The sequence below is a fragment of the Pseudomonas sp. PB120 genome (genome assembly GCF_009761815.1).
In the GTDB taxonomy this organism is placed as follows: domain Bacteria; phylum Pseudomonadota; class Gammaproteobacteria; order Pseudomonadales; family Pseudomonadaceae; genus Aquipseudomonas.
Window position 1 is genome coordinate 26543 of sequence record NZ_RWIN01000002.1, and the last position, 21143, is coordinate 47685.

16 protein-coding genes and 2 tRNA genes are annotated in these 21143 nt (G+C 59.4%); 8 read left to right on the top strand and 10 right to left on the bottom strand.

Going from position 1 to position 21143, the window contains the following annotated elements; translation table 11 throughout:
• Window positions 1-71: 71 nt before the first annotated feature.
• Window positions 72-1181 (top strand): DUF2817 domain-containing protein, encoded by a 1110-nt coding sequence (locus tag EJA72_RS00325; protein ID WP_157709572.1) that lies wholly within the window; start codon window positions 72-74, stop codon window positions 1179-1181.
• Between the two features lie 206 nt (window positions 1182-1387).
• On the opposite strand, the gene EJA72_RS00330 is transcribed toward EJA72_RS00325, so the two are convergent.
• A tRNA-Met gene (locus EJA72_RS00330) sits at window positions 1388-1464 on the bottom strand.
• Window positions 1465-1580: 116 nt separating this feature from the next.
• Window positions 1581-3638: a methyl-accepting chemotaxis protein gene (locus EJA72_RS00335; protein WP_157709573.1), complete on the bottom strand. Its 2058-nt coding sequence runs from the start codon at window positions 3636-3638 to the stop codon at window positions 1581-1583.
• Between the two features lie 332 nt (window positions 3639-3970).
• Here EJA72_RS00335 and EJA72_RS00340 point away from each other — a divergent pair, with 332 nt between their 5' ends.
• Complete coding sequence (locus EJA72_RS00340) at window positions 3971-5188, top strand: MFS transporter (protein ID WP_157709574.1); 1218 nt, start codon at window positions 3971-3973, stop codon at window positions 5186-5188.
• A gap of 86 nt (window positions 5189-5274) precedes the next feature.
• Here the strand turns inward: EJA72_RS00340 and EJA72_RS00345 are convergent, their stop codons facing one another.
• A complete protein-coding gene (locus tag EJA72_RS00345; RefSeq protein ID WP_157709575.1) occupies window positions 5275-6180 on the bottom strand; it encodes a TauD/TfdA family dioxygenase in 906 nt (301 codons plus the stop codon).
• A 181-nt stretch (window positions 6181-6361) separates the two neighbouring features.
• Here EJA72_RS00345 and EJA72_RS00350 point away from each other — a divergent pair, with 181 nt between their 5' ends.
• Window positions 6362-7291, top strand: a complete 930-nt coding sequence (locus EJA72_RS00350; RefSeq protein ID WP_157709576.1) for a LysR family transcriptional regulator — start codon at window positions 6362-6364, stop codon at window positions 7289-7291.
• Between the two features lie 68 nt (window positions 7292-7359).
• On the opposite strand, the gene EJA72_RS00355 is transcribed toward EJA72_RS00350, so the two are convergent.
• The gene (locus EJA72_RS00355; RefSeq protein WP_157709577.1) at window positions 7360-8373 is read right to left on the bottom strand and encodes an ABC transporter substrate-binding protein; all 1014 of its coding nucleotides are present in this window, start codon (window positions 8371-8373) and stop codon (window positions 7360-7362) included.
• Window positions 8374-8651: 278 nt separating this feature from the next.
• Between EJA72_RS00355 and EJA72_RS00360 the strand changes: the two genes are divergently transcribed.
• The 5 genes from EJA72_RS00360 (at window position 8652) to EJA72_RS00380 (ending at window position 16475) form a co-directional block, all read left to right on the top strand.
• Window positions 8652-10250, top strand: coding sequence for an ABC transporter permease (locus EJA72_RS00360; protein WP_157709578.1), 1599 nt, complete (start codon window positions 8652-8654; stop codon window positions 10248-10250).
• Window positions 10247-11062, top strand: coding sequence for an ABC transporter ATP-binding protein (locus tag EJA72_RS00365; protein ID WP_157709579.1), 816 nt, complete (start codon window positions 10247-10249; stop codon window positions 11060-11062). The genes EJA72_RS00360 and EJA72_RS00365 overlap by 4 nt, the downstream gene beginning before the upstream one ends.
• A 14-nt stretch (window positions 11063-11076) precedes the next feature.
• Window positions 11077-12687, top strand: a complete 1611-nt coding sequence (locus tag EJA72_RS00370) for an arylsulfatase (RefSeq protein ID WP_157709580.1) — start codon at window positions 11077-11079, stop codon at window positions 12685-12687.
• 514 nt (window positions 12688-13201) lie between these two features.
• Window positions 13202-15490 carry a TonB-dependent receptor gene (locus tag EJA72_RS00375; RefSeq protein WP_372240658.1) on the top strand — a complete coding sequence of 763 codons (2289 nt, stop codon included), beginning with the start codon at window positions 13202-13204 and terminating at the stop codon, window positions 15488-15490.
• An 88-nt stretch (window positions 15491-15578) separates the two neighbouring features.
• Window positions 15579-16475, top strand: coding sequence for a TauD/TfdA family dioxygenase (locus EJA72_RS00380; RefSeq protein ID WP_157709582.1), 897 nt, complete (start codon window positions 15579-15581; stop codon window positions 16473-16475).
• A gap of 93 nt (window positions 16476-16568) precedes the next feature.
• On the opposite strand, the gene ychF is transcribed toward EJA72_RS00380, so the two are convergent.
• From ychF to ispE, 6 genes are all read right to left on the bottom strand, one after another.
• Window positions 16569-17669, bottom strand: coding sequence for a redox-regulated ATPase YchF (ychF, locus tag EJA72_RS00385; protein ID WP_157709583.1), 1101 nt, complete (start codon window positions 17667-17669; stop codon window positions 16569-16571).
• A gap of 23 nt (window positions 17670-17692) precedes the next feature.
• On the bottom strand, window positions 17693-18277 hold the full coding sequence (gene pth / locus EJA72_RS00390) for an aminoacyl-tRNA hydrolase (protein WP_178128948.1): 585 nt from the start codon (window positions 18275-18277) through the stop codon (window positions 17693-17695).
• A gap of 170 nt (window positions 18278-18447) precedes the next feature.
• On the bottom strand, window positions 18448-19050 hold the full coding sequence (locus EJA72_RS00395; protein WP_150713983.1) for a 50S ribosomal protein L25/general stress protein Ctc: 603 nt from the start codon (window positions 19048-19050) through the stop codon (window positions 18448-18450).
• A 141-nt stretch (window positions 19051-19191) separates the two neighbouring features.
• On the bottom strand, window positions 19192-20133 hold the full coding sequence (locus tag EJA72_RS00400) for a ribose-phosphate pyrophosphokinase (RefSeq protein WP_003208392.1): 942 nt from the start codon (window positions 20131-20133) through the stop codon (window positions 19192-19194).
• Window positions 20134-20178: 45 nt separating this feature from the next.
• A tRNA-Gln gene (locus EJA72_RS00405) sits at window positions 20179-20253 on the bottom strand.
• 36 nt (window positions 20254-20289) lie between these two features.
• Entirely contained in the window at window positions 20290-21141 is an 852-nt protein-coding gene (gene ispE / locus EJA72_RS00410) for a 4-(cytidine 5'-diphospho)-2-C-methyl-D-erythritol kinase (protein ID WP_157709584.1), read from the bottom strand.
• Between the last annotated feature and the right edge of the window lie 2 nt (window positions 21142-21143).

Here is a 21143-nt window from a genome sequence, read left to right on the forward strand (position 1 = left end):
CTTCATCAGCCGGCGGATTTTCTGTAGTGTCGAGGGCATCCGACTCGCCAGAAGAATCACAAGAGGCAGACATGCAAAACGAATTTCCCACCCAGCCCAGCTACCGTGCCCAGCGTGAACTGTTTTTGGCAACAGCGGCCGCGGCAGGCGCAACGCTGACTGAGTATCCGCATCCGCTTCAAGGGCCATTTGGTGAGTCGTTGAGCACCGATGTGGCGGTACTGGGCGATCCGACCGCCAAACGCCTGCTCGTTGCGCTCAGTGGCACCCACGGTGTCGAAGGTTTTTATGGCTCGGGCTGCCAGATCAAGTGGTTGCAGGAATTGGGCAAGCGCTCGCTGCCGGCGGATGTCGCGGTAGTGATGATCCACTTGATCAATCCTTGGGGGACGGCGTGGCTGCGGCGGGTCAACGAAGACAACATCGACTTGAACCGCAATCACCTGAACTTCGCCGGGCCGCTGCCGGACAATCAGGCCTACGCGGCGCTGCATGAGATCTATGCCTGCACCGAATTGAAAGGCCCCGCGCGCGATCATGCCGACGCCTTGCTAAATGCGCAGATCAACGAGCATGGCTGGCCGGCGGTGATGTCGATTGTCGAGGGAGGGCAGCACAGCCACCCCGATGGATTGTTTTATGGCGGGCGAGCGCCGAGCTGGTCGAACCGCACGCTGCAGCAGATTGTTCAGAAGCACCTGTCTCACTCCGACGTCGCCATGTGTTTCGACTTGCACACGGGCGCCGGGGAGTACGGGCATCCGATGTTGCTGACCATCACCGAACAGGCCTATCCCGCGCTGGCCGATGCGCAGGCGATTTATGGCCCATGGCTCTACACCTTGCACACCGGCGCCGACACGCTGAGTGAAACCGGTGTGGCGGCCACCGCTACCGGCTACACCTCGCAGGCGTTGATCAATGCCGTGCCGCACGTGCGTTTGATGCCCTTCGTGATTGAGTGCGGGACCTACCCAGGGCCAGACGTTCACCGGCATCTGCGTGATGACCAATGGCTGCACCTGCATGGCAACCCGAGTGATGGGGTGGGGCGCGAGATCAAGTTGAACCTGCTTGAGCAGTTCTATCCCGCCGACAGCGACTGGCAGGCGATGGTCTGGCTGCGTACGTGGCAGATCTGGGAGCGGGCGTTGGCGGCGCTGCCGACGGTTCGCGTCTGAGACGCAAAGAGCCCCCCATTTGTGGCGAGGGAGCTTGCTCCCGCTGGGTTGCGTAGCAGCCCCAAAAATCGAGCAGCACTGCAATTTTTTGTGAGTGCTACGCACTCAAGCGGGAGCAAGCTCCCTCGCCACAGGTTTTCGCAGGGAGGCACTTTTCTCGAGGCATAAAAAAACGGCCTACCTTTCGGTAAGCCGTTTTTAGTACTTGGTGGCTACACAGGGACTTGAACCCCGGACCCCAGCATTATGAATGCTATGCTCTAACCAACTGAGCTATGTAGCCAAGTGGCGCGCATTATTCACCGGTAATGCAGATGCGTCAAGCGTAAATATAAAATATTTCTCTACGCTTTCAACCGCTTATCCACCTGAGCCGAAAAACCGGACCGGGGGAGGGCATCAACCGAGCTGGAATCTCCCGGTATTGGCACTCAGGGCCTTGCTGCCATGACTCAAGGTATCCGCCGCCAGGTTCACCGCGCGCGCGCCTTCGAGCAGACGTACAGCGGCCTGATCGACCTGCTGGATGTTGCCGCTGACTTCATCGGCGGTGGTCGCCTGCTCGTCGACCGCCGTAGCGATCTGCGCCAGGGTGTCGGTGACGCTCTGCACGGCGCTGGCGATTTCCCCCAGTCGTTCGCCGAGGCCGGTGACGGCTTGCGCATCGGTTTGCGCCTGGCCGCAGGCAGCTTCCATCAGGCTGACGGCTTCATTGACCGTATTGCGCAAACTGTCGACCGTGCCGGCAATCTGCGCCGTTGAAGACTGCGTCCGTTGCGACAGGCTGCGCACTTCATCGGCCACGACCGCAAATCCACGACCTTGCTCGCCGGCCCGGGCCGCCTCGATGGCAGCGTTGAGCGCGAGCAGGTTGGTCTGTTCGGCGACGCCACGAATGGTGTCCACCACCAGCTGAATCTGCTGGCCCTGCTCGCTGACCCGACCGAGTGCCGCCGCCGTGTCGTTCAAGCGCTGATTGAGTTGCTGAATGCTCGCCGTGGTGCGTTGGCTGTCACGGCTGCTGTCGGCGGCGATGCGTTGGGTGTGCTGGGCGCTGCCGGACGCTTGTTCGCAACTTTGTGCGACACCCAAAGAGGTCGCGGCCAGTTGCGTGGCGGCAGCGGCGATCTGGCTGATCTGCAATTGCTGGGCTTCGACCTCTCCCAAGGCACCACTGGAATGGTGATTGAGCGTGCGCACCGCGTTGCTCAACTGCAAGGTTTCGTGATCGACCCCCAGCAAGCTGGTGCGCAGTTGCACCACGGCAACGTTGAGCGCCGTGCTGATCGCCGCCAGTTCGTCGCGGCCTTCAACCGGAACCTGCAAACTCAGGTTGCCGTCGCGCAAAGCTTCGGCCAGCAGGGTAATACCGCTGGCGCTGCGCCGGATCGAAGCCTGCAAGCAGATAAACAGATACAGCGCAGCCAGGAGCAGGCAGCCAAAGACTACCGCCACCACAATGAACTGACGAATCGCCGAGCCGTGGTAGTAATCCAGGCGCTGATCCAGCGACACCAACGATTGCTGACGCAGCGAGGCGAGGTCGGTGAGCAGGGCGTCCAGGCTGCGCTCGAAGTCGTCCGGCTTGAGGGTGATGCTGCTGCCAAACACACCGTCATCCAGCACTTTCAACCCGGCATCCAGATGCTTGAGGCTGTCATGGTATTGCCCGGCCCAGGTTTGCAGGACACTGGGCAAACGCGCTTCCAGCAGGCTGGCGGTTTTCACCAGTTGCTCGCGCGCGTCACCGATACGCCCGCGCAGGTCGCGCAGTTGCAGGCGGCTTTGCAGGGTGAATTGCCCGGACACCACGGACGCCTGGCCGACGCTGGCGAGACGGCCAACCCGTTCGATCAGGTCCGGGGCGTGCTGCGTGGAAATCTGGGTCAGCAAATAGGTTTCCAGCCACGGCGCGAGGGTCAGGCGATTGTCCATTGCGATCTGTTCGCGCAAGGCTTGCAGGGCGCTCAACGCATGGGTGAAACGATCGTAACCGTCCGGCCACCAGCCGACGCTGCTCAGGCTCTTTGAGTCCAGGCTGTTGAGCGCCGCTTGCAGGGTTTGGTAACGAGCCAGGGTTTCGCCCTCGGCCCCTTCGGTTGTCAGCGCGTTACCCAAATCCGAGATGGCTTGGGTGACGGCGGGCTGCACCGCATCGAACGCGGCCATCGCAGCGAGTGTGGCGGGCGTCGGCTGGCGATTGGTTTCCGTGGCGCGCCAGCGGGCGGCGCGGTCGCGCTGGGCGGTGAGCAGGTCATCGAGTGCATCGAGGGCGAGCAGTTGCTTCACGCCGGCACGTTCGCCGGCGATCAGGCTCAGTTTCTCGCGATAGTCCTGACCGATCATTAACAGGCTGCCCGCCAGCGGCAGAATAAACAGCAGAAATAACAACTGGAATTTGCGGGCGAAACCGAAACGCCCCAGCAGTCCGATCCCCGGTGATAAAAAAGCCTGCATGCCCCATGACTCCCCTGGACACCACGCACCATTGGCGTGCGCCGAGGTCGTTGCGACCACGGCTTGTGCCCTCTTTAAAGGCCTCGAAAGTTCACCCTCGCCAGCTCTGTAGGCCGACTCTGTGACGAAACTTCCCATTCTCGGTCCCCTTTGTAAGGGTCCGCGTTGAAGCGGAGATACAAGGCAAGATTCAGACCATGGCGTTGCGCTATCACCTTTTCGGCGATGAAAATCGAGGTCGTTAGCAGGCTAAGGGGATGGCGCTGCTGCACTGAAAAATGGCACATTGACGCACCTGCAAGTGCGCACCCATCCGCTGTATGGAAAACCTCATGGCTATCAGCAATGCCCAGACCGGCACCGCGCCGGCGTCCGCGACTCCACAAAGCAGCCCATTGGTCATGCGCATCATCGGCGCGGTGGCGCTGGCGCATTTGATCAACGATTTGATTCAGTCGGTCTTGCCGTCGATTTATCCGATGCTCAAGGCCAACTATGGCCTGACCTTTATCCAGGTCGGATTGATTACCCTGACGTTCCAGCTGACCGCCTCGCTGCTGCAACCCTGGGTCGGCTACTACACCGACCGTCACCCTAAACCCTGGCTGCTGCCCGCCGGAACGGTCTGCACATTGATCGGCATTCTGATGATGTCGGTGGTCGGTACCTTCCCGTTGATTCTGCTCGCGGCGGGGTTGATTGGTATCGGCTCGTCGACCTTCCACCCGGAAGCCTCTCGCGTGGCGCGACTGGCCTCCGGCGGGCGTTTTGGCCTGGCGCAATCGACCTTCCAGGTCGGCGGCAATGCGGGTTCGGCGTTCGGCCCGCTGCTGGCTGCGGCGATCATCATTCCGTTCGGTCAGGGTCATGTCGCCTGGTTCGGTTTGTTCGCGGTGTTTGCGCTGTTTGTGCTCTATCGGATCAGCCGCTGGTACGCCAACCATTTGAACCTGTTCAAGCTCAAAGCGGGCCAGGCGGCGACCCACGGTTTGTCGAAAAACCGCGTGATCAGCGCGCTGGTGGTGCTGGGGTTGCTGGTGTTCTCCAAGTATTTCTACATGGCCAGTTTCACCAGCTACTTCACCTTCTACCTGATCGAGAAGTTCGACCTGTCGGTGGCCAGTTCACAGCTGCATCTGTTCCTGTTCCTGGGTGCGGTAGCGGCGGGGACGTTCTTCGGTGGGCCGATTGGCGACAAGATCGGGCGTAAGGCAGTGATCTGGTTTTCGATTCTTGGCGTGGCGCCGTTCACCTTGATCCTGCCCCACGTCGACCTGTTCTGGACCAGCATCCTCAGCGTTGTGATCGGCTTCATCCTCGCCTCGGCGTTCTCGGCCATCGTGGTTTATGCGCAGGAACTGGTGCCGGGGAATGTCGGGATGATTGCCGGGGTGTTCTTCGGCCTGATGTTCGGTTTCGGCGGGATTGGCGCAGCGTTGCTGGGGCATCTGGCGGACATTCGCGGCATCGAATACGTGTACTTCCTGTGCTCGTTCCTGCCGTTGTTTGGTGTGTTGGCAATCTTCCTGCCTAGAACCAAAAAGGCCTGAGCCCACACCATTTTCCCGTAGGGCCTGCTCGCGATTGACTGATTGCTATCGCGAGCAGGCCCCAATCACCGAAAAACTCCGGGATTTCAAACGCCCCGAATAGTCACACTCCGTTGCCCCGCGACCCCAACCGGCACTTCGCCCTTCAGCGTCACACGCCGAACCACTCGATCCTGGGTCCCATAGTCATCCACGGCGTAATGCTGTGTAGAGCGGTTGTCCCAGATCGCAACGTCACCCGCCTTCCAACGCCAGCGCACGAGGTTTTCCTGACGGATCACATGATCTTGCAGCAGCCCGAACAAGTGCGCCGAATCTGCGGGTGAATAGCCTTTGATGCGCTTCACGAAATGTCCCAGCAGCAAACTTTTCTCGCCGCTGATCGGGTGCACGCGCACCACCGGATGCTCGGTTTCGTAAACGGTCGAGGTGAAGATTTTGCGGTAGTTCTCCAGTTTCTCCGCCGAAATGTCTGGCTTGGCGCCGGCGTAGTCGTATTCGTTGCTGTGCACGGCGACGAGTTTGTCTGCCAGTTCGCGCAGCTCCGGCGCCAGTTCGTTGTAGGCGGTGGCCGTGTTGGCCCATACCGTGTCGCCGCCGAATGCCGGCGCAACCACCGAGCGCAGGATCGACGCTTTCGGGTAGGCATCGACGAAGGTCACGTCGGTGTGCCAGGAGTTGGCGCGCTGGCCTTGCGCACCATCGAGTTCCAGCAGGTAACGGGTGCCATCACGCACGGGAACAGTCGGGTGCGCTACCGGTTCGCCGAGCAAGTGAGCGAAGGCTTCCTGGCGCTGATCGTCGAGATGAGTCTGGTCACGGAAGAAAATCACTTTGTACTGCACCAGCGCCTGCTGGATGGCTTCGACGGTGCTGGCGTCCAGCTCGCCGGACAGTGTCACGCCACGAATTTCAGCGCCGATGCGGCCGGCAACCGGGTGGATTTCAAGTGCGTGAACCGCGGGTTTTTCAGCTAAAGCGGCGTTGCTCATGGGTGGACCCTCATCGGACTGCTTACGGTTGGCGGCAGCGAAACTATGCTCTATCTATATTCAATTTCGATCTATTAGATATATGCATGCTTCGTTGACGGAATAAGAGATTGCATTTAAAACCGTAAGCAATCCTCGTCGCAAATGCCTTCGAGCTATTTTTAGGATGCCGGAAAAGCATATGGATCTTCGCCAGTTGCGCTACTTCATCGCCCTCAACGAACACCGCAGTTTTGTCCGTGCGGCGGACGCCATGGGCATCACTCAACCGGCGTTCAGCCGCAGCATCCAGGGGCTGGAGCAGGAGTTCGGTTGCATGCTGGTGGACCGTGGCAATAAGGATTTGCGCCCGACGCCTGAAGGCCAGGTGGTGTTGGAGCATGCCCTGACACTGGTGCAGGGGGCGGCATTGCTCAACGCCGAAGTGATGCAGATGACCAAGCTCGACGCCGGCGAACTGCACTTCGGTTGCGGCCCTGCTCCGGCGATGAATCTGGTGCCGGATGCCGTGGCGCAATTCGTCAATGCCCACCCGAAAGTGCGCACCTGTTTTCAGGTGGATAACTGGGAAAAACTGGGCCGGGCCCTCAAGCGTGAAGAGATCGAATTCTTCATCGCCGACACGCGTCAGTTCGAAACGGATCCGCACTTTCAGACCCAAGCCCTGACCCCCAAGCGCGGGGTGTTTTTCTGCCGGCCGGGGCATCCGCTGCTGGCCAGGGAAAGCCTGACAACCAACGACATGTTCGACTATCCACTGGCGACCACGCTGCTGCCACCGGGCATTCGCAAGCTGCTTGCCAACATCACCGGGCGTCTGGACTTTTCACAACCGACCATCGAAACCGATCATTTTCCAGCGCTGGTGAAAGTGGTGATGCAATCAAACGCGATCGGCATCGGCACGGAGGAGGGGTTTGCCGAGGAGATCGCCAAGGGAACGCTGGTGGTTCTGCAGTGGCGTAACTGGCCACGCAACGTGGAGAACATGCACGCGCAGTGCGGGATTGTGAGTCTGACAGGGGCCAGGTTGTCGCCCGCAGCAAGGGCGATGATCGAAACGTTGGTGGCAGTCGATAAGGGCGAGCATGAAAAGCGCAAGGCAGGGTAATAATTGCGGGGCTCTCTCGCACCCTGAACGCGGCGAGCGTCAGGGTGCGGAAGAGCTCCAACCTTTGCTCAGAGCTTGGCTGCGGCCAGCGGCGGCGCCACCCATTCACTGACCTTGAACGGCTTGCGGATCAGTTTCTGCTGCGAAGCCAGATCCACCGAATCCTGCAATTTGCCAAGGAATACCGGGTCCAGCGTCGAAGGGAACAGCTCGCTTAACTTCTGGTCATTCAAGTCCTGCGTGAGAATTCCCACGGGTGAACTCCCCAGCTGCGACGCCAATTGAATGTAGGCCTCCTTGTTGCTGTCCTGAGTCAGCCAATCCACCGCCTGCTGCTGCGCCTTAAGCAGTTTCGCCACCACCTCCGGGTGCTCGTCGACAAACTTTCCAGCCCCGACCAACACGCTCTGGACACTGCCCGCACCACCGAGATCCTTGGTGGTGAGCGGAATCTCGGCTAAGCCCTTGGCCTGCAACACCGACAGACCGGCGAGGCCCCAGGTCGCATCGATCTGCTTCGCCGCCAGTGCTGCAACGGCAGAGTTCATGTCCAGGTTAATGACCTTCACGTCTTTCTCGCTCAAGCCCTGGCTGGCCAATGCGGCATCGAAAGACAACTGGATGGCGGTACCGCGGAAGATCGCCACGTTTTTGCCTTTGAGGTCGTGCAGGGTTTTGATCCCCGAGCCCGGCAACACGCCCAGGTACAGCTTGAATCCACGGGCGGTGGCGCTGAGCAGTCGTGTGTCCAGGCCGTTCGACTTGCCGATGATCGCCGCCAGATCGCCCAGGTAGGCGAGATCGACCTGACCGTTGGCGAACGCCTCGTTGATCACGGGGCCGGCGCCCTTGAAGAAATTCCATTGAATCGTGATGCCTTGATCGGCGAAGGCCTTTTCGAAGATCTCTTGAGTGCGCAACACGTCCACGACGCCGCCGCCACTGTGTTGAGTCCCGAGGCTGACGTCGGGCACCGCGATACGGATTTCCTTCAGCTCGGCGGCGTTGGCGGTGAATGCCAGTAACCCCGCCAGGGCCGGTGCGGCGAACAGGCTGATGACACGTTTGAAAGGAAGACTCATGGGGGCAGCTCCTGATGGCGACGGGCGTTGAGGAGCGGAAAGTAGGCTGAGTGCGGTCCAGTCATTAAATACTATAAGTTCACATTTATATGTCTTCTGGTTCTAAGCGAGTCACTACGGGCGTCTCAGCCGCGTATGCCTAAGCCGCATCGAAAATATTCGTGGAATGCATTGGAAACAGGGGGGCGGTGGGCCCTAAATGGCGATTCTTATCTCTAAATAGAACTTAATTAAGTTTTTATAGATTGAATTTGCATATCAGCCAGCGGAGGTTATCCATGGCCCGTGTTTCCCTACTCACCCTGCCGCTTGCGGCCCCGTCGCTGAAAAAAAAGCGGCGCTGGCCCAACCTTGGCCAGCGATTGCTGCCGTGGCTGTTACCGTTCAGCCTGTTTGTCCTTTGGTGGCTGGCGAGCCGCAATCATTGGATGAGCGAGCAGATCCTGCCGGCGCCTTCGCTGGTCTGGAGCAGCGCGGTCGAATTGGCGCAGGGTGAGTTGGGGAGCCACCTGTGGATCAGTCTGAAACGCTTGTTCTGGGGCTTGCTCGCCGGGATCAGCGTCGGTGCCGTTCTGGGCGCGGGGCTGGGTTTCAGTCGGCGTCTGGAGCGCCTGGTGTTCCCGACATTCGCCGGGTTGGCGCAAGTCCCGACCCTGGCGTGGATTCCGTTGTTAATGGTGTTTTTTGGCATCGGCGAAATGCTCAAGCTGGTGGTGCTGATCAAGGCCATCGTGGTGCCGGTGACGCTGCACACGCTGGTCGGCGTGCGTGACGCACAACCCAAGTTGCGGGAGGCCGCCGCGGTCTTGCGCCTGCCGCCACGACTGTTGATTCGGCGTCTGGTCCTGCCCGCTGCACTGCCCGCGTTTATGGCGGGTGTGCGGCTGGCGTTGTCCGCCGGCTGGATGTCTTTGCTGGCCGTCGAACTGCTGGCCTCCAGCGAAGGCATCGGTTACCTGATGGTCTGGGCACGGCAGCTGTTCATGCTCGACATCGTCTTCGTCTGCATTGTCGTGATCGGCGTGACGGGCGTGGTGATGGATCGCGGCATCGGCTGGCTGGATAAAAAACTGGTGCACTGGCCGCATCCGGCCACCGCCGAAATCCGCCGCGCTCCACGCTATCAAGGCTGGCAACGCCTGCAGCCATGGCTGCTGCCACTGGTGCTGCTGGCGGTGTGGCAATGGGCGGTTGATCAGCATTGGGTCGACGCCAATATTCTGGTCAGCCCGTGGGCGGTCGTCAAAGCCATCTGGAGCGGTCTGCTCGATGGCACGTTGAGCAGCGGCATGGCCCTGAGTCTGGGGCGTGCGCTGGGCGGCTTGCTGTTGGGGGGCAGCCTGGGATTGGCGTTGGGGCTGTTGCTGGGATTGTCGCGCACCAGTGAACGGGTGTTGGGCCCGACCCTGTCCGCCTTCCGCCAGATTGCGATCTTCGCGTGGGTGCCGCTGCTCACCGCGTGGTTTGGTTTGGGGGAATTGGCCAAGTGGGTGTTCGTCGGGCTCGCCGCATTTTTTCCACTGTTCATCGCCACGCAGCGCAGCGTCGCCAATCTCTCGCCACTGCTCAATGAAGCCGCTCAAGTCTTGCGCCTGAGCCTGGTGCAACGGCTGCGTCGGCTGGTCATACCGGGCGCTGCGCCGGGCATATTCGCCGGCCTGCGACTGAGCCTGATCTACGCCTGGCTCGGCACGATTGGCGCCGAGTATTTCATGCCGTCCAACGGCGGCATCGGCAGCCAGATGATCGGCGCCCAGCAACTGCTGCGCATGGACTTGATCATGGCCGGCATGGTGCTGGTCGGCTTGACCGGCGCGCTGTTCAACCTCATTGGCCAACGCCTCGAAATCCGCGTTACCCGCTGGAGACACGCATGAACGCACCGATTGTCAGTTTCAAACAGGTGGGCAAATCCTTCGACGTCGACGGCGTTGAACTGGAGGCCATCCGCGAATTCAACCTGGAGATCGCCGAGGGTGAATTCGTCGCCATTGTCGGCTCCAGCGGTTGCGGCAAATCCACGCTGCTACGGCTGTTGGTCGGCCTCGATACGCAGTTTCGCGGGCAGATCTGCGTGGATGGCAAAGCCGTCGTGGGCATCGGCGGTGAGCGCGGCATTGTGTTTCAGGAACACCGTTTATTTCCGTGGCTGACGGTGGCCGACAATATCGGTTTGGGCCTGGTCAACGAAGCGTTAAGCGCTGAACAAAAACAAAAACGCATCAGTGATTTCATTGAATTGGTGGGCCTGAGTGAATTCACTCGAGCCTATCCGCACCAGCTCTCCGGCGGCATGGCTCAGCGCGTTGCCATCGCTCGGGGCCTGGTGGCGAGCCCGCGCATTTTGCTTCTGGACGAACCCTTCGGCGCCCTCGATGCCCTGACCCGCCAGCAGATGCAGGACGAACTGCTGGCGATTCGCGCGCGAGCCAAAATCACCACGATCCTGGTGACCCACGATGTCGAGGAAGCGATCTTCCTCGCTGACCGCGTGGTGGTCATGGAACCGCGCCCCGGAAGGATCAAGCAAGTGGTGGACATCGCCCTGCCTCATCCGCGCCAGCGCAGCAGTTTCGACTTCCATCGACTGCGCGAAGAACTGCTTCACGAACTCACCAGTGACGACCACTACCAACCGCCCGTTGCGGTGCAGGTCCGTGACTTGCCACTGTCCTTCATTGCCTGCTGAACAGGAGATTTTCGATGCCGCAACGTCCCAACTTTCTAGTGATCCTGGCCGATGACCTGGGCTTTTCCGATATCGGTGCCTTTGGTGGCGAGATCGCCACGCCGAACCTCGACGCCCTGGCCAACCATGGCCTGCGCCTGACCGACTTCCACACGGCACCGACCTGCTCGCCGACCCGCTCGATGCTGCTGACCGGCACCGACCACCACATCGCCGGCATCGGCACCATGGCCGAAGCATTGACCCCCGACCTGATCGGCAAACCTGGCTACGAAGGCTACCTGAACGACCGGGTGGTGGCGTTGCCCGAGCTGTTGCACGAGGCTGGTTACCAGACATTCATGAGCGGCAAATGGCACCTGGGCCTGACGGCAGAACTGGCGCCACATGCCCGGGGTTTCGAGCGCTCGTTTTCGCTGCTGCCCGGTGCGGCGAACCACTATGGGTTCGAGCCGACCTATGACGAACAAACGCCCGGCCTGCTCAAATCCACTCCGGCGTTGTACATCGAGGACGACCAGTTCATCGACGAGTTGCCGAAGGACTTCTATTCCTCCGACGCCTTTGGCGACAAGCTGCTGCAGTACCTCAAGGAGCGCGATCAGACCCGGCCGTTCTTCGCGTACCTTCCGTTCTCCGCGCCGCACTGGCCGCTCCAGGCGCCTGAAGACGTGGTCGAGAAATACCGTGGTCGTTATGACGCAGGCCCTGAGGTGCTGCGACTTGAGCGCCTGGAAAAACTCAAGGCTTTGGGGCTGATCGATGCCGACGTGGAACCCCATCCGCTGATCCAGCTGAGCGCGCAATGGGATGCGTTGAGCGATGAGCAGCGGCAGATCTCCGCGCGGGCCATGGAGGTCTACGCGGCGATGGTCGAGCGCATGGACTGGAACATCGGGCGTGTCGTCGATTACCTGCGCAATCAGGGGCAATTGGACAATACGTTCATCCTGTTCATGTCGGATAACGGTGCGGAAGGCGCGCTGCTGGAGGCGTTTCCGAAGTTCGGCCCCGAGCTGATGACCTATTTGAATCAGCATTACGACAACAGCCTGGACAACATTGGCCGGGCCAACTCATACGTCTGGTACGGCCCGAATTGGGCACAGACCGCGACCGCCCCCTCACGACTGTTCAAGGCCTTCACCACCGAAGGCGGGATTCGCGTGCCGGCGCTGGTGCATTACCCGCAGCTACCGCTCAAGGGGCAGATCAGCCACGGCTTTGGCACGGTGATGGACATCACGCCGACCATTCTCGACCTCGCCGGCGTGCGGCATCCGGGCAAGCAATGGCGAGGCCGGCAAGTGGCGCCCCTTCGCGGGAAATCATGGTTAGGGTTTCTGTCGGGCGAGACGGCCCAGGTGCATGACGAGCACACGGTCACTGGCTGGGAGTTATTCGGGCGCCGGGCGATTCGGCAGGGGCAGTGGAAGGCGGTTTACATCCCCGGGCCGGTAGGGCCGGCGACCTGGCAGCTTTACGACCTGGGGAATGACCCGGGAGAGATTCATGATCTGGCGCTGAGCGAGCCGGAGAAGCTGGGCGCATTGATCGAACACTGGCAGCGGTATGTGGATGAGACCGGGGTGATTTTGAGCGAGTCGCCGTTTCAGCCTGATTGAATTTTTCAGCCCAAGCGCCGTGCTGCGTTTATAAAATTTCGGTGCTCGAGAAGGGCACCGAACCAGCAAATTTGGCGCAGATCCCTGATGCGTTCCCCGCATTCAAAATATGACAAGAAGGCATTTGCTGTGCCTCCGAGAGTCGTTTTAAAGTGCAAACACTTATTCGTCATTAAGCTAAAAAACAAAATTAATATAGCTAAACAAAATATAGTTATGACCGTTTTGCAAAGGGGAGAAACCCGCATGAATCAAGTCTGTCGTCAGCCATCACGCGCCATGTCGGGCCACTCCATGCGTCGCTCTCTGTAACAGCCCGCAAGGCGGAAACCTGTTCCGCCACCGTCAAACCGAATGAATTCCAGCCCATCACGTTTTACGTGATGCGCCCCCCTGTTGCCTGCGATTTGGGCCGGGGTATGCCTTTAAGGAACTTGATATGAGCACTCGAACGCGCCTGTCGCCCGCAACACCACGACCTTCGGCCCTGCAGCGATTGGCAGCCCCCGAATGCATGCTGACGCTGACGCTGGCCCTGGGTGGCCTGGTGAGTGCTGAGCCGCTGTTGGCTGATGAGCAAGCCAAAACTGCCGCTGAAGGGGAGGTGGCGCTGGAAAAAGTCACCGTCACCGCGCGTCGCCGCGAGGAAGATGCGCAGGACGTGCCGACGCCGATCACGACCCTCAGCGGTGCCACTCTGGAACAGCAAAAAATCTACAAAGTGCAGGACCTGCAGCAGGTGTTGCCGAGCGTCAACGTCGCGTTTATCCATCCGCGGCAATCGAGTATCGCCGTGCGAGGTATCGGCAACAATCCGGCCAGTGATGGCCTGGAGGGCAGCGCCGGGGTCTATCTGGATAACGTCTACCTGGGGCGTCCGGGGATGGCCGTATTCGACTTGCTCGACATCGAACAGTTGGAGTTGTTGCGCGGTCCGCAAGGCACCTTGTTCGGCAAGAACACCACGGCAGGCGTGCTCAACATCAGTACGCGCAAACCGACCTTTACCAACGAGCGCAGCCTGGAAGTATCGGGCGGTGAGGACGGCTATTTCCAGGGGAAGGGCACTGTCTCCGGTGGCTTGACCGATACGCTCGCCGGGCGCCTTTCGGCTTACCGTTCGCGTGACGATGGCTATATCAAAAATACCTTCAACGGCGATGAACTAAATGGCGGCGAACGCGAGGGTGCGCGTGGCCAGTTGTTGTTCGAGCCGAATGAAGACTTCAACCTGCGCCTGATTGGTGATTACAACGAAGAGAACTCCAGCATGGGCACCATGGTGGTGTACGGCGCGCCGGACCGCTACTGGCAACGTGCAGCGCTGGTCGGCGCTTCGCCGCATCGCGATCCGGACGACAAGAAGGTCAACATCAATAGCCGGCAGAACGTCAGCGTTCACCAGAACGGCACTTCGGCAGAGGCCAACTGGAAACTCAATGGCGGCTTCACGCTGACCTCCATCAGTGCGTATCGCTACTGGCACTTCACGCCGGCCAACGACGAAACTCTGGACGTTTCGGCACTGAACAACACCGGTGTGGAAGTGCACGACCGCCAGTTCTCGCAGGAAATTCGCCTGGCTTCGCCTACCGGTGGTGCCTTCGACTATGTGCTGGGTGCTTATTTCTTCAACCAGAACCTGGGCAACAGGACCTTCACCGACTACGGCCCGAAGGCGGACCTGTTTCTCACCGGTGCCAACACCGGCATTTTCAACAACACGTACAGCAAGGCCAATGGCAAGGTTGAAACCGATAGCTTCGCGCTGTTCAGCCAAGGGACCTGGCACCTGACGGACAAGCTCGATTTCACGGTCGGGGTGCGCGGCACTTACGAGGAGAAAGAGGCCAAGGTTGAACGCTTCGACCCGGTGGGTGGTGCTGCGCTTTCGGGCGGGTTACTGGCGGCTCGCAGGGCTCAACTGGGCGCCTATGACACCGGTGACCTCAGCCTGCACAACGCCGCGCCATCTGGCTTGTTGAGCCTGAGCTACAAGTTTACGGATCAGGTCCTGGGCTACGCCTCGCTCTCCCATGGCGAGAAATCCGGTGGCGTCAACCTGGCGGTGGCCAGTGCGCCGACCCTGGGTGCCGATTCACTGTTGGTGGGCCCGGAGCGCGCCAACGATGCCGAGCTGGGCTTCAAGAGTACGTTGCTGAACAACCGTTTGCAGTTGAACGCCAACGTGTTCTGGACTGGCATCCACGGCTATCAGGCCACCACGCTGGCCACGCCAGCGGGTTCCGCCTTGCCGGTGTCGCTACTGGCCAACGCCGGCAGCGTGCGCTCTCGCGGTCTGGAGTTTGAAGCCACGGCCCTGGTGGCTCGCGGCCTGACCCTCAACTTCAACGGCTCGTACAACGATGTGAAATACCTGAGCTTCAAGAATGCGCCATGCCCAAGCGAGGTCAGCACGGTCACCCCAAGCGCTACGTGCGACCTCACCGGCGAAGACGTGGTGGGCGCTTCGAAATGGATCGGCAACCTGTACGGCGAGTACGCCTGGCAGCTCAACAACGGCATCAAGCCTTACATCGACGCGGGTTACTCCTACCGCTCCGCCGCCGAGGGAACGCTGGACAACTCTGACCTGGCGAAGATCGACGGCTACGGCCTGGTCAACCTCGCGGCCGGCGTGCGTACCGACGTCGGCCAAGGCCAGCTGGACGCCTCGGTGTGGGTCAAAAACGCCACCGACACCGATTACTACCTGAGTGCCTTTGCCTACATCAACGGAGCGTACACCGCTTCGGTCGGGCAGCCGCGCACGGCAGGCGTTTCCCTGCGCTACGACTTCTAACGGGTCGGTCGCGCTCCTGATGCAACTCCAGTCCACCGCCAGGCAGGGCCCGGGCGGAACTCCAATACGTAACTTGAGGAAAAATCGCATGAGCAATAACGTCAGCGCACTCCGTCAGGCCGAAACCGATGCAGGCTTTCGTATAGTTCCACTGACCGCGCCACTGGGGGCGGAAGTCCATGGGCTGGATGGCCGTCAAGATTTGAGCGCTGAGCAGATCCTTGCGCTCAAACAGGCCCTGCGCGATCACCATATCCTGGTGTTCAAAAACCAGAGCCTTGAAGATGCCCAGTTTGTGCGCTTTACCTCCTGGTTCGGTTCGGTATTTCAGCCACATCCGGACTTCGCCGTATTGTCTTCAGGGAAGGACGGCAAAGCGCCGGACATCGTCAAAGTGGCCAATACCGAAGATGGCGAGTTGAGCAACATTGCCTTGCCAGCACACACCGACCACCAGTGGACACCAACCCCGTCCGCCGGCTCTCTGCTGTATGCCCAGGAGGTGCCAGAGGAGGGGGGCGAAACGATCTGGACCAACCTGACCCTTGCCTACAGTGCGCTGGACAGCGAAACCAAAAACGAAATCGACGACTTGAAGCTGATCAACTACAACCCCTTCGTGCGGATTAAAAACGGTGGCTACAACGGTCCTTTCCACGGCTACCGCACACCGGATATCGAACCCATCCAGGGCACGGAGCACCCGCTGGTACGTGTTCACCCAGAGACGGGCGAACGCCTGCTCTACCTCAGCGTGCGGACCGAGGTGGAAATCCCGGGGTATGACCCGGTACGCGGCGCAGCACTGATCGCTCGCCTGCGCGAACACCTGCAGAACCCGAGCTTCTCGTATACCCATCGGTGGCAGGTGGGCGACATCGTGTACTGGGACAACCAGGCCACTTTGCACGCGCGCAACGCATTCCCGTCCAACCAGACCCGGCGCATGAAGCGTATCAGCCTGGCCGGCAGCCGCCCTTTTTAAGCCGTTAACCACAAAACGCAAAAACCCCCGGATCAGCCAGTGATCCGGGGGTTTTTTGCGTCTATGGCGTTCCGTGGAAATCCACGGAGCCCATTAAACGTTGAAGCGGAAGTGCATCACGTCGCCGTCTTTGACGATGTAATCCTTGCCTTCCAGACGCCATTTTCCGGCTTCTTTGGTGCCGGCTTCGCCTTTGTACTGGATGAAGTCGTCGTAGGCGATCACTTCGGCGCGGATGAAGCCTTTTTCGAAGTCGGTGTGGATCACGCCAGCGGCTTGCGGTGCGGTGGCACCGACGCGGACGGTCCAGGCGCGGACTTCTTCGACACCGGCAGTGAAGTAGGTCTGCAGGTGCAGCATTTCGTAGCCAGCGCGGATTACGCGGTTCAGGCCAGGTTCTTCAAGGCCCAGGGCTTCGAGGAACATGTCTTTCTCTTCACCGTCTTCCAGTTCGGCGATTTCGGCTTCGATCTTGTTGCAGACCGGAACGACCATGGCGCCTTCTTCTTCGGCGATGGCTTTCACAACGTCGAGGTGCGGGTTGTTCTCGAAACCGTCTTCAGCCACGTTGGCGATGTACATGACCGGTTTGGTGGTCAGCAGGTGGAAGCCCTTGATCACTGCTTTTTCGTCGGTGCTCATGTTCTTCATCAGGCTGCGCGCTGGCTTGCCGAGGGTGAAGTGAGCGATCAATTGCTCCAGCAGGCCCTTCTGGACCACGGCGTCCTTATCTCCACCCTTGGCGTTGCGCGCGACTTTCTGCAGTTGTTTCTCGCAGCTGTCGAGGTCGGCGAAGATCAGTTCCAGGTCGATGATCTCGATGTCGCGTTTCGGGTCGACGCTGTTGGAGACGTGAATCACGTTCTCGTCTTCGAAGCAGCGGACCACGTGAGCGATGGCATCGGTTTCGCGGATGTTGGCGAGGAACTTGTTGCCCAGGCCTTCACCTTTCGAGGCGCCGGCCACCAGGCCTGCGATGTCGACGAATTCCATGGTGGTCGGCAGGATGCGCTTCGGATTGACGATGGCCGCCAGGGCGTCCAGGCGCGAATCCGGCATCGGCACGATACCGGTGTTCGGCTCGATGGTGCAGAAGGGGAAGTTCTCGGCCGCGATCCCGGATTTGGTCAGGGCGTTGAACAGGGTGGACTTACCGACGTTAGGCAGGCCGACGATGCCGCAATTGAATCCCATGATGTTTTCCCCGAGGAGTAGAGTCAGGCCTTCTGGCTGTGCAGGTTTTTCATCGCGCGGTTCCATTCCCCGGCGAGGATATCCGGCAGCACGCCGAGGGCAAAGTCGATGCTGGCATCGAGTTTTTCCTGTTCGGCGCGTGGCGCACGACCCAGGACGAAATTTGAAACCATACTGGCAACGCCCGGGTGGCCAATGCCAAGCCGCAAGCGGTAGAAGGTATTCTGATTGCCCAGTTGCGCAATGATGTCGCGCAACCCGTTGTGACCGCCATGGCCGCCGCCCAGTTTGAGTTTGGCAACGCCCGGTGGCAGGTCGAGTTCGTCATGCGCCACGAGGATTTCTTCCGGCTTGATACGAAAGAAGCCGGCAAGTGCCGCGACGGCCTGGCCGCTGCGGTTCATGTACGTGGTGGGAATCAGCAGACGAACATCCTGACCCTGATGCGAAAAGCGCCCGGTCAGGCCGAAATATTTGCGATCGGCCACAAGGTTTACACCCTGCGCGTTCGCGATGCGCTCAACAAAAAGGGCCCCTGCGTTATGCCGGGTCTGTTCGTATTCAGCGCCTGGATTTCCCAGGCCAACGATCAGTTTGATGGCAGTCACGATAGGGGCCCTTCCTTGGAGTGGTGGTTAACATCGCCGCGATCGGTGTGTGCGGCGAAAGTGGACGACAAGTGCTCATTTACCATTATGTAAACTCCGCGTTCTCGCCCGCTTTCTCGCTACGTTCCAGTCCGCGATGTTACCGGGTCACTCCGGCATCACAGAGTAAATTACTCTGCTGCGCCTTCTTCGGTAGCTTCTGGAGCAACACGTGGAGCGTGGACGTTGGCAACAGCCTTGTCATCGCCGTGTGCCAGAGCAACAAACTCAACGCCTTTAGGGGCTTTGAGGTCAGACAGGTGAATGATCGAACCGATTTCGGCGTTAGCCAGATCGACTTCGATGAATTCAGGCAGGTCTTTTGGCAGGCAGGTCACTTCGATTTCCGAAACAACGTGCGAAACTTCGCCGCCTTTCTTGATCGGAGCTTCTTCACCAACAAAGTGTACAGGCACGATAGCGGTCAGTTTCTGGCCAGCTACAACGCGTACGAAGTCAGCGTGCATCACGTGGCCTTTGGCCGGGTGACGTTGCAGAGCTTTGATGATTACGTTTTGCTTGGTGCCGCCAACGTTCAGCTCGATGATGTGGCTGTAAGCCGCTTCGTTTTCGAGCAGTTTGGCAACTTCTTTAGCCAGCATGCTGATGGATTCAGGGGCTTTTTCGCCACCGTAAACTACAGCTGGAACCAGGCTTGCGAGACGACGCAGGCGGCGGCTCGCACCTTTCCCCAGGTCGGAACGCACTTCAGCATTCAGAGTAAAATCGTTCATGTTGTATCTCCAAAATAACCACATTCGCCCCAGCGTTTGCGACCAGCGCTAAAGGCGATATGGGCAAAAAAGCCCCGCCCCGGCAGGAATGCCGGGGCGGGGCGCTTTTCGTCAACGAGACAGTCGAGAAGGGCAGGGCCCTTAACGGAACATCGCGCTGATCGATTCTTCATTGCTGATGCGGCGGACCGCCTCGGCAACCACCGGCGCGATATCCAGTTGACGGATACGCGAGCAGGCTTGAGCAGCAGCGGACAACGGGATGGTGTTAGTCACCACCAGTTCGTCCAGCATGGAATTTTCAATGTTTTCGATCGCCCGACCGGACAGCACAGGGTGTGTGCAGTAGGCGAAAACCTTGGCAGCGCCATGCTCTTTCAGGGCCTTGGCCGCATGGCACAGAGTGCCGGCGGTATCGACCATGTCATCGACCAGAATACAGGTACGCCCTTCGACATCACCGATGATATGCATCACTTCAGAGTGATTGGCTTTCTCACGGCGTTTGTCGATGATCCCGAGATCCACGCCCAGGGATTTGGCAACAGCACGTGCACGCACGACGCCGCCAATGTCCGGGGACACGATCATCAGGTTTTCGAAGCGCTGATCTTCGATGTCATCCACCAGAACGGGGGAGCCGTAGATGTTATCTACCGGAATATCGAAGAAACCCTGGATTTGGTCAGCATGCAGATCAACCGTGAGAACACGGTCGATGCCGACTACGGTAAGCATGTCAGCAACGACTTTCGCGCTGATAGCCACACGTGCGGAACGCGGACGGCGATCCTGACGGGCATAACCAAAGTAAGGAATAACAGCAGTAATACGAGTAGCCGAGGAGCGGCGGAAGGCATCAGCCATCACTACCAGTTCCATCAGGTTATCGTTGGTCGGAGCGCAAGTCGGCTGAATAATGAAGACGTCTTTACCACGGACGTTTTCATTGATCTCGGCTGTAATTTCGCCGTCGGAAAACTTGCCGACAGAGATGTCACCGAGAGGGATATGCAGCTGACGTACGACACGCCGAGCCAGATCGGGGTTAGCATTCCCCGTAAAGACCATCATCTTGGACACGCGCAGTACCTAGAGGCTGAGGGTAACCTGGATGAGTATAGAAAATGGCAGGGGCGGCTGGATTCGAACCAACGCATGGCAGGATCAAAACCTGCTGCCTTACCGCTTGGCGACGCCCCTGTATCTGTTGCAACGATTACCCAGTAATCGGTTCTTTTAGAGCAGACTTTGCAGCTTGCGATGCAACATCGAAACGTTGCTTCCCTTTGCTACAAACCCTGTAAGGGTCTCTGTAAGAAGGGCCGAGACTTTATCAGCTTCAGCTTTGCTTGGGAAGCCCCCAAACACACAACTTCCAGTGCCGGTGAGTTTTGCTTCGGTAAATTTACCTAACAAATTCAATGCGTTACGTACCTCTGGATAACGCCTTGCTACTACCGGCAAGCAGTCATTTCGACTGTTTCCCTTGGGAACGGGGCGCACTTTAATGGGAGAAGAGTTACGTGTCAACAACGGATCTGAAAAAATTTCTGCTGTACTTACAGATACTTGCGGCACCAGCACGAGATACCACGGTTCTTCGGGGTCTACAGGGGTGAGTTTTTCCCCCACGCCCTCGGCGAAAGCCGCGTGGCCGCGCACGAAAACCGGGACGTCGGCGCCCAGCGTCAGGCCCAGCACAGCCAGCCGGTCCTCATCCCAGCCCAGTTGCCAGAGATGATTCAGGCCGAGCAACGTCGTGGCCGCATTGGAGCTGCCGCCACCGATACCGCCGCCCATGGGCAGGATTTTATCGATCCAGATGTCGATGCCCAGCGAACAACCGGATTGCTCCTGAAGTTTTTTCGCAGCCTTGACGATCAGGTTGCTGTCGTGGGGAACGCCTTCGAATTCGGTGTGCAGTTGAATCACGCCGTCGTCGCGCACGGCAAAGGTGATTTCATCGCCGTAATCGACAAACTGAAAAATCGTCTGCAACTCGTGATAACCGTCTTCACGGCGACCGAGGATGTGCAGCATCAGATTGAGTTTGGCTGGAGAGGGAAGCGTCAAGCGTGGAGCGGTCATGT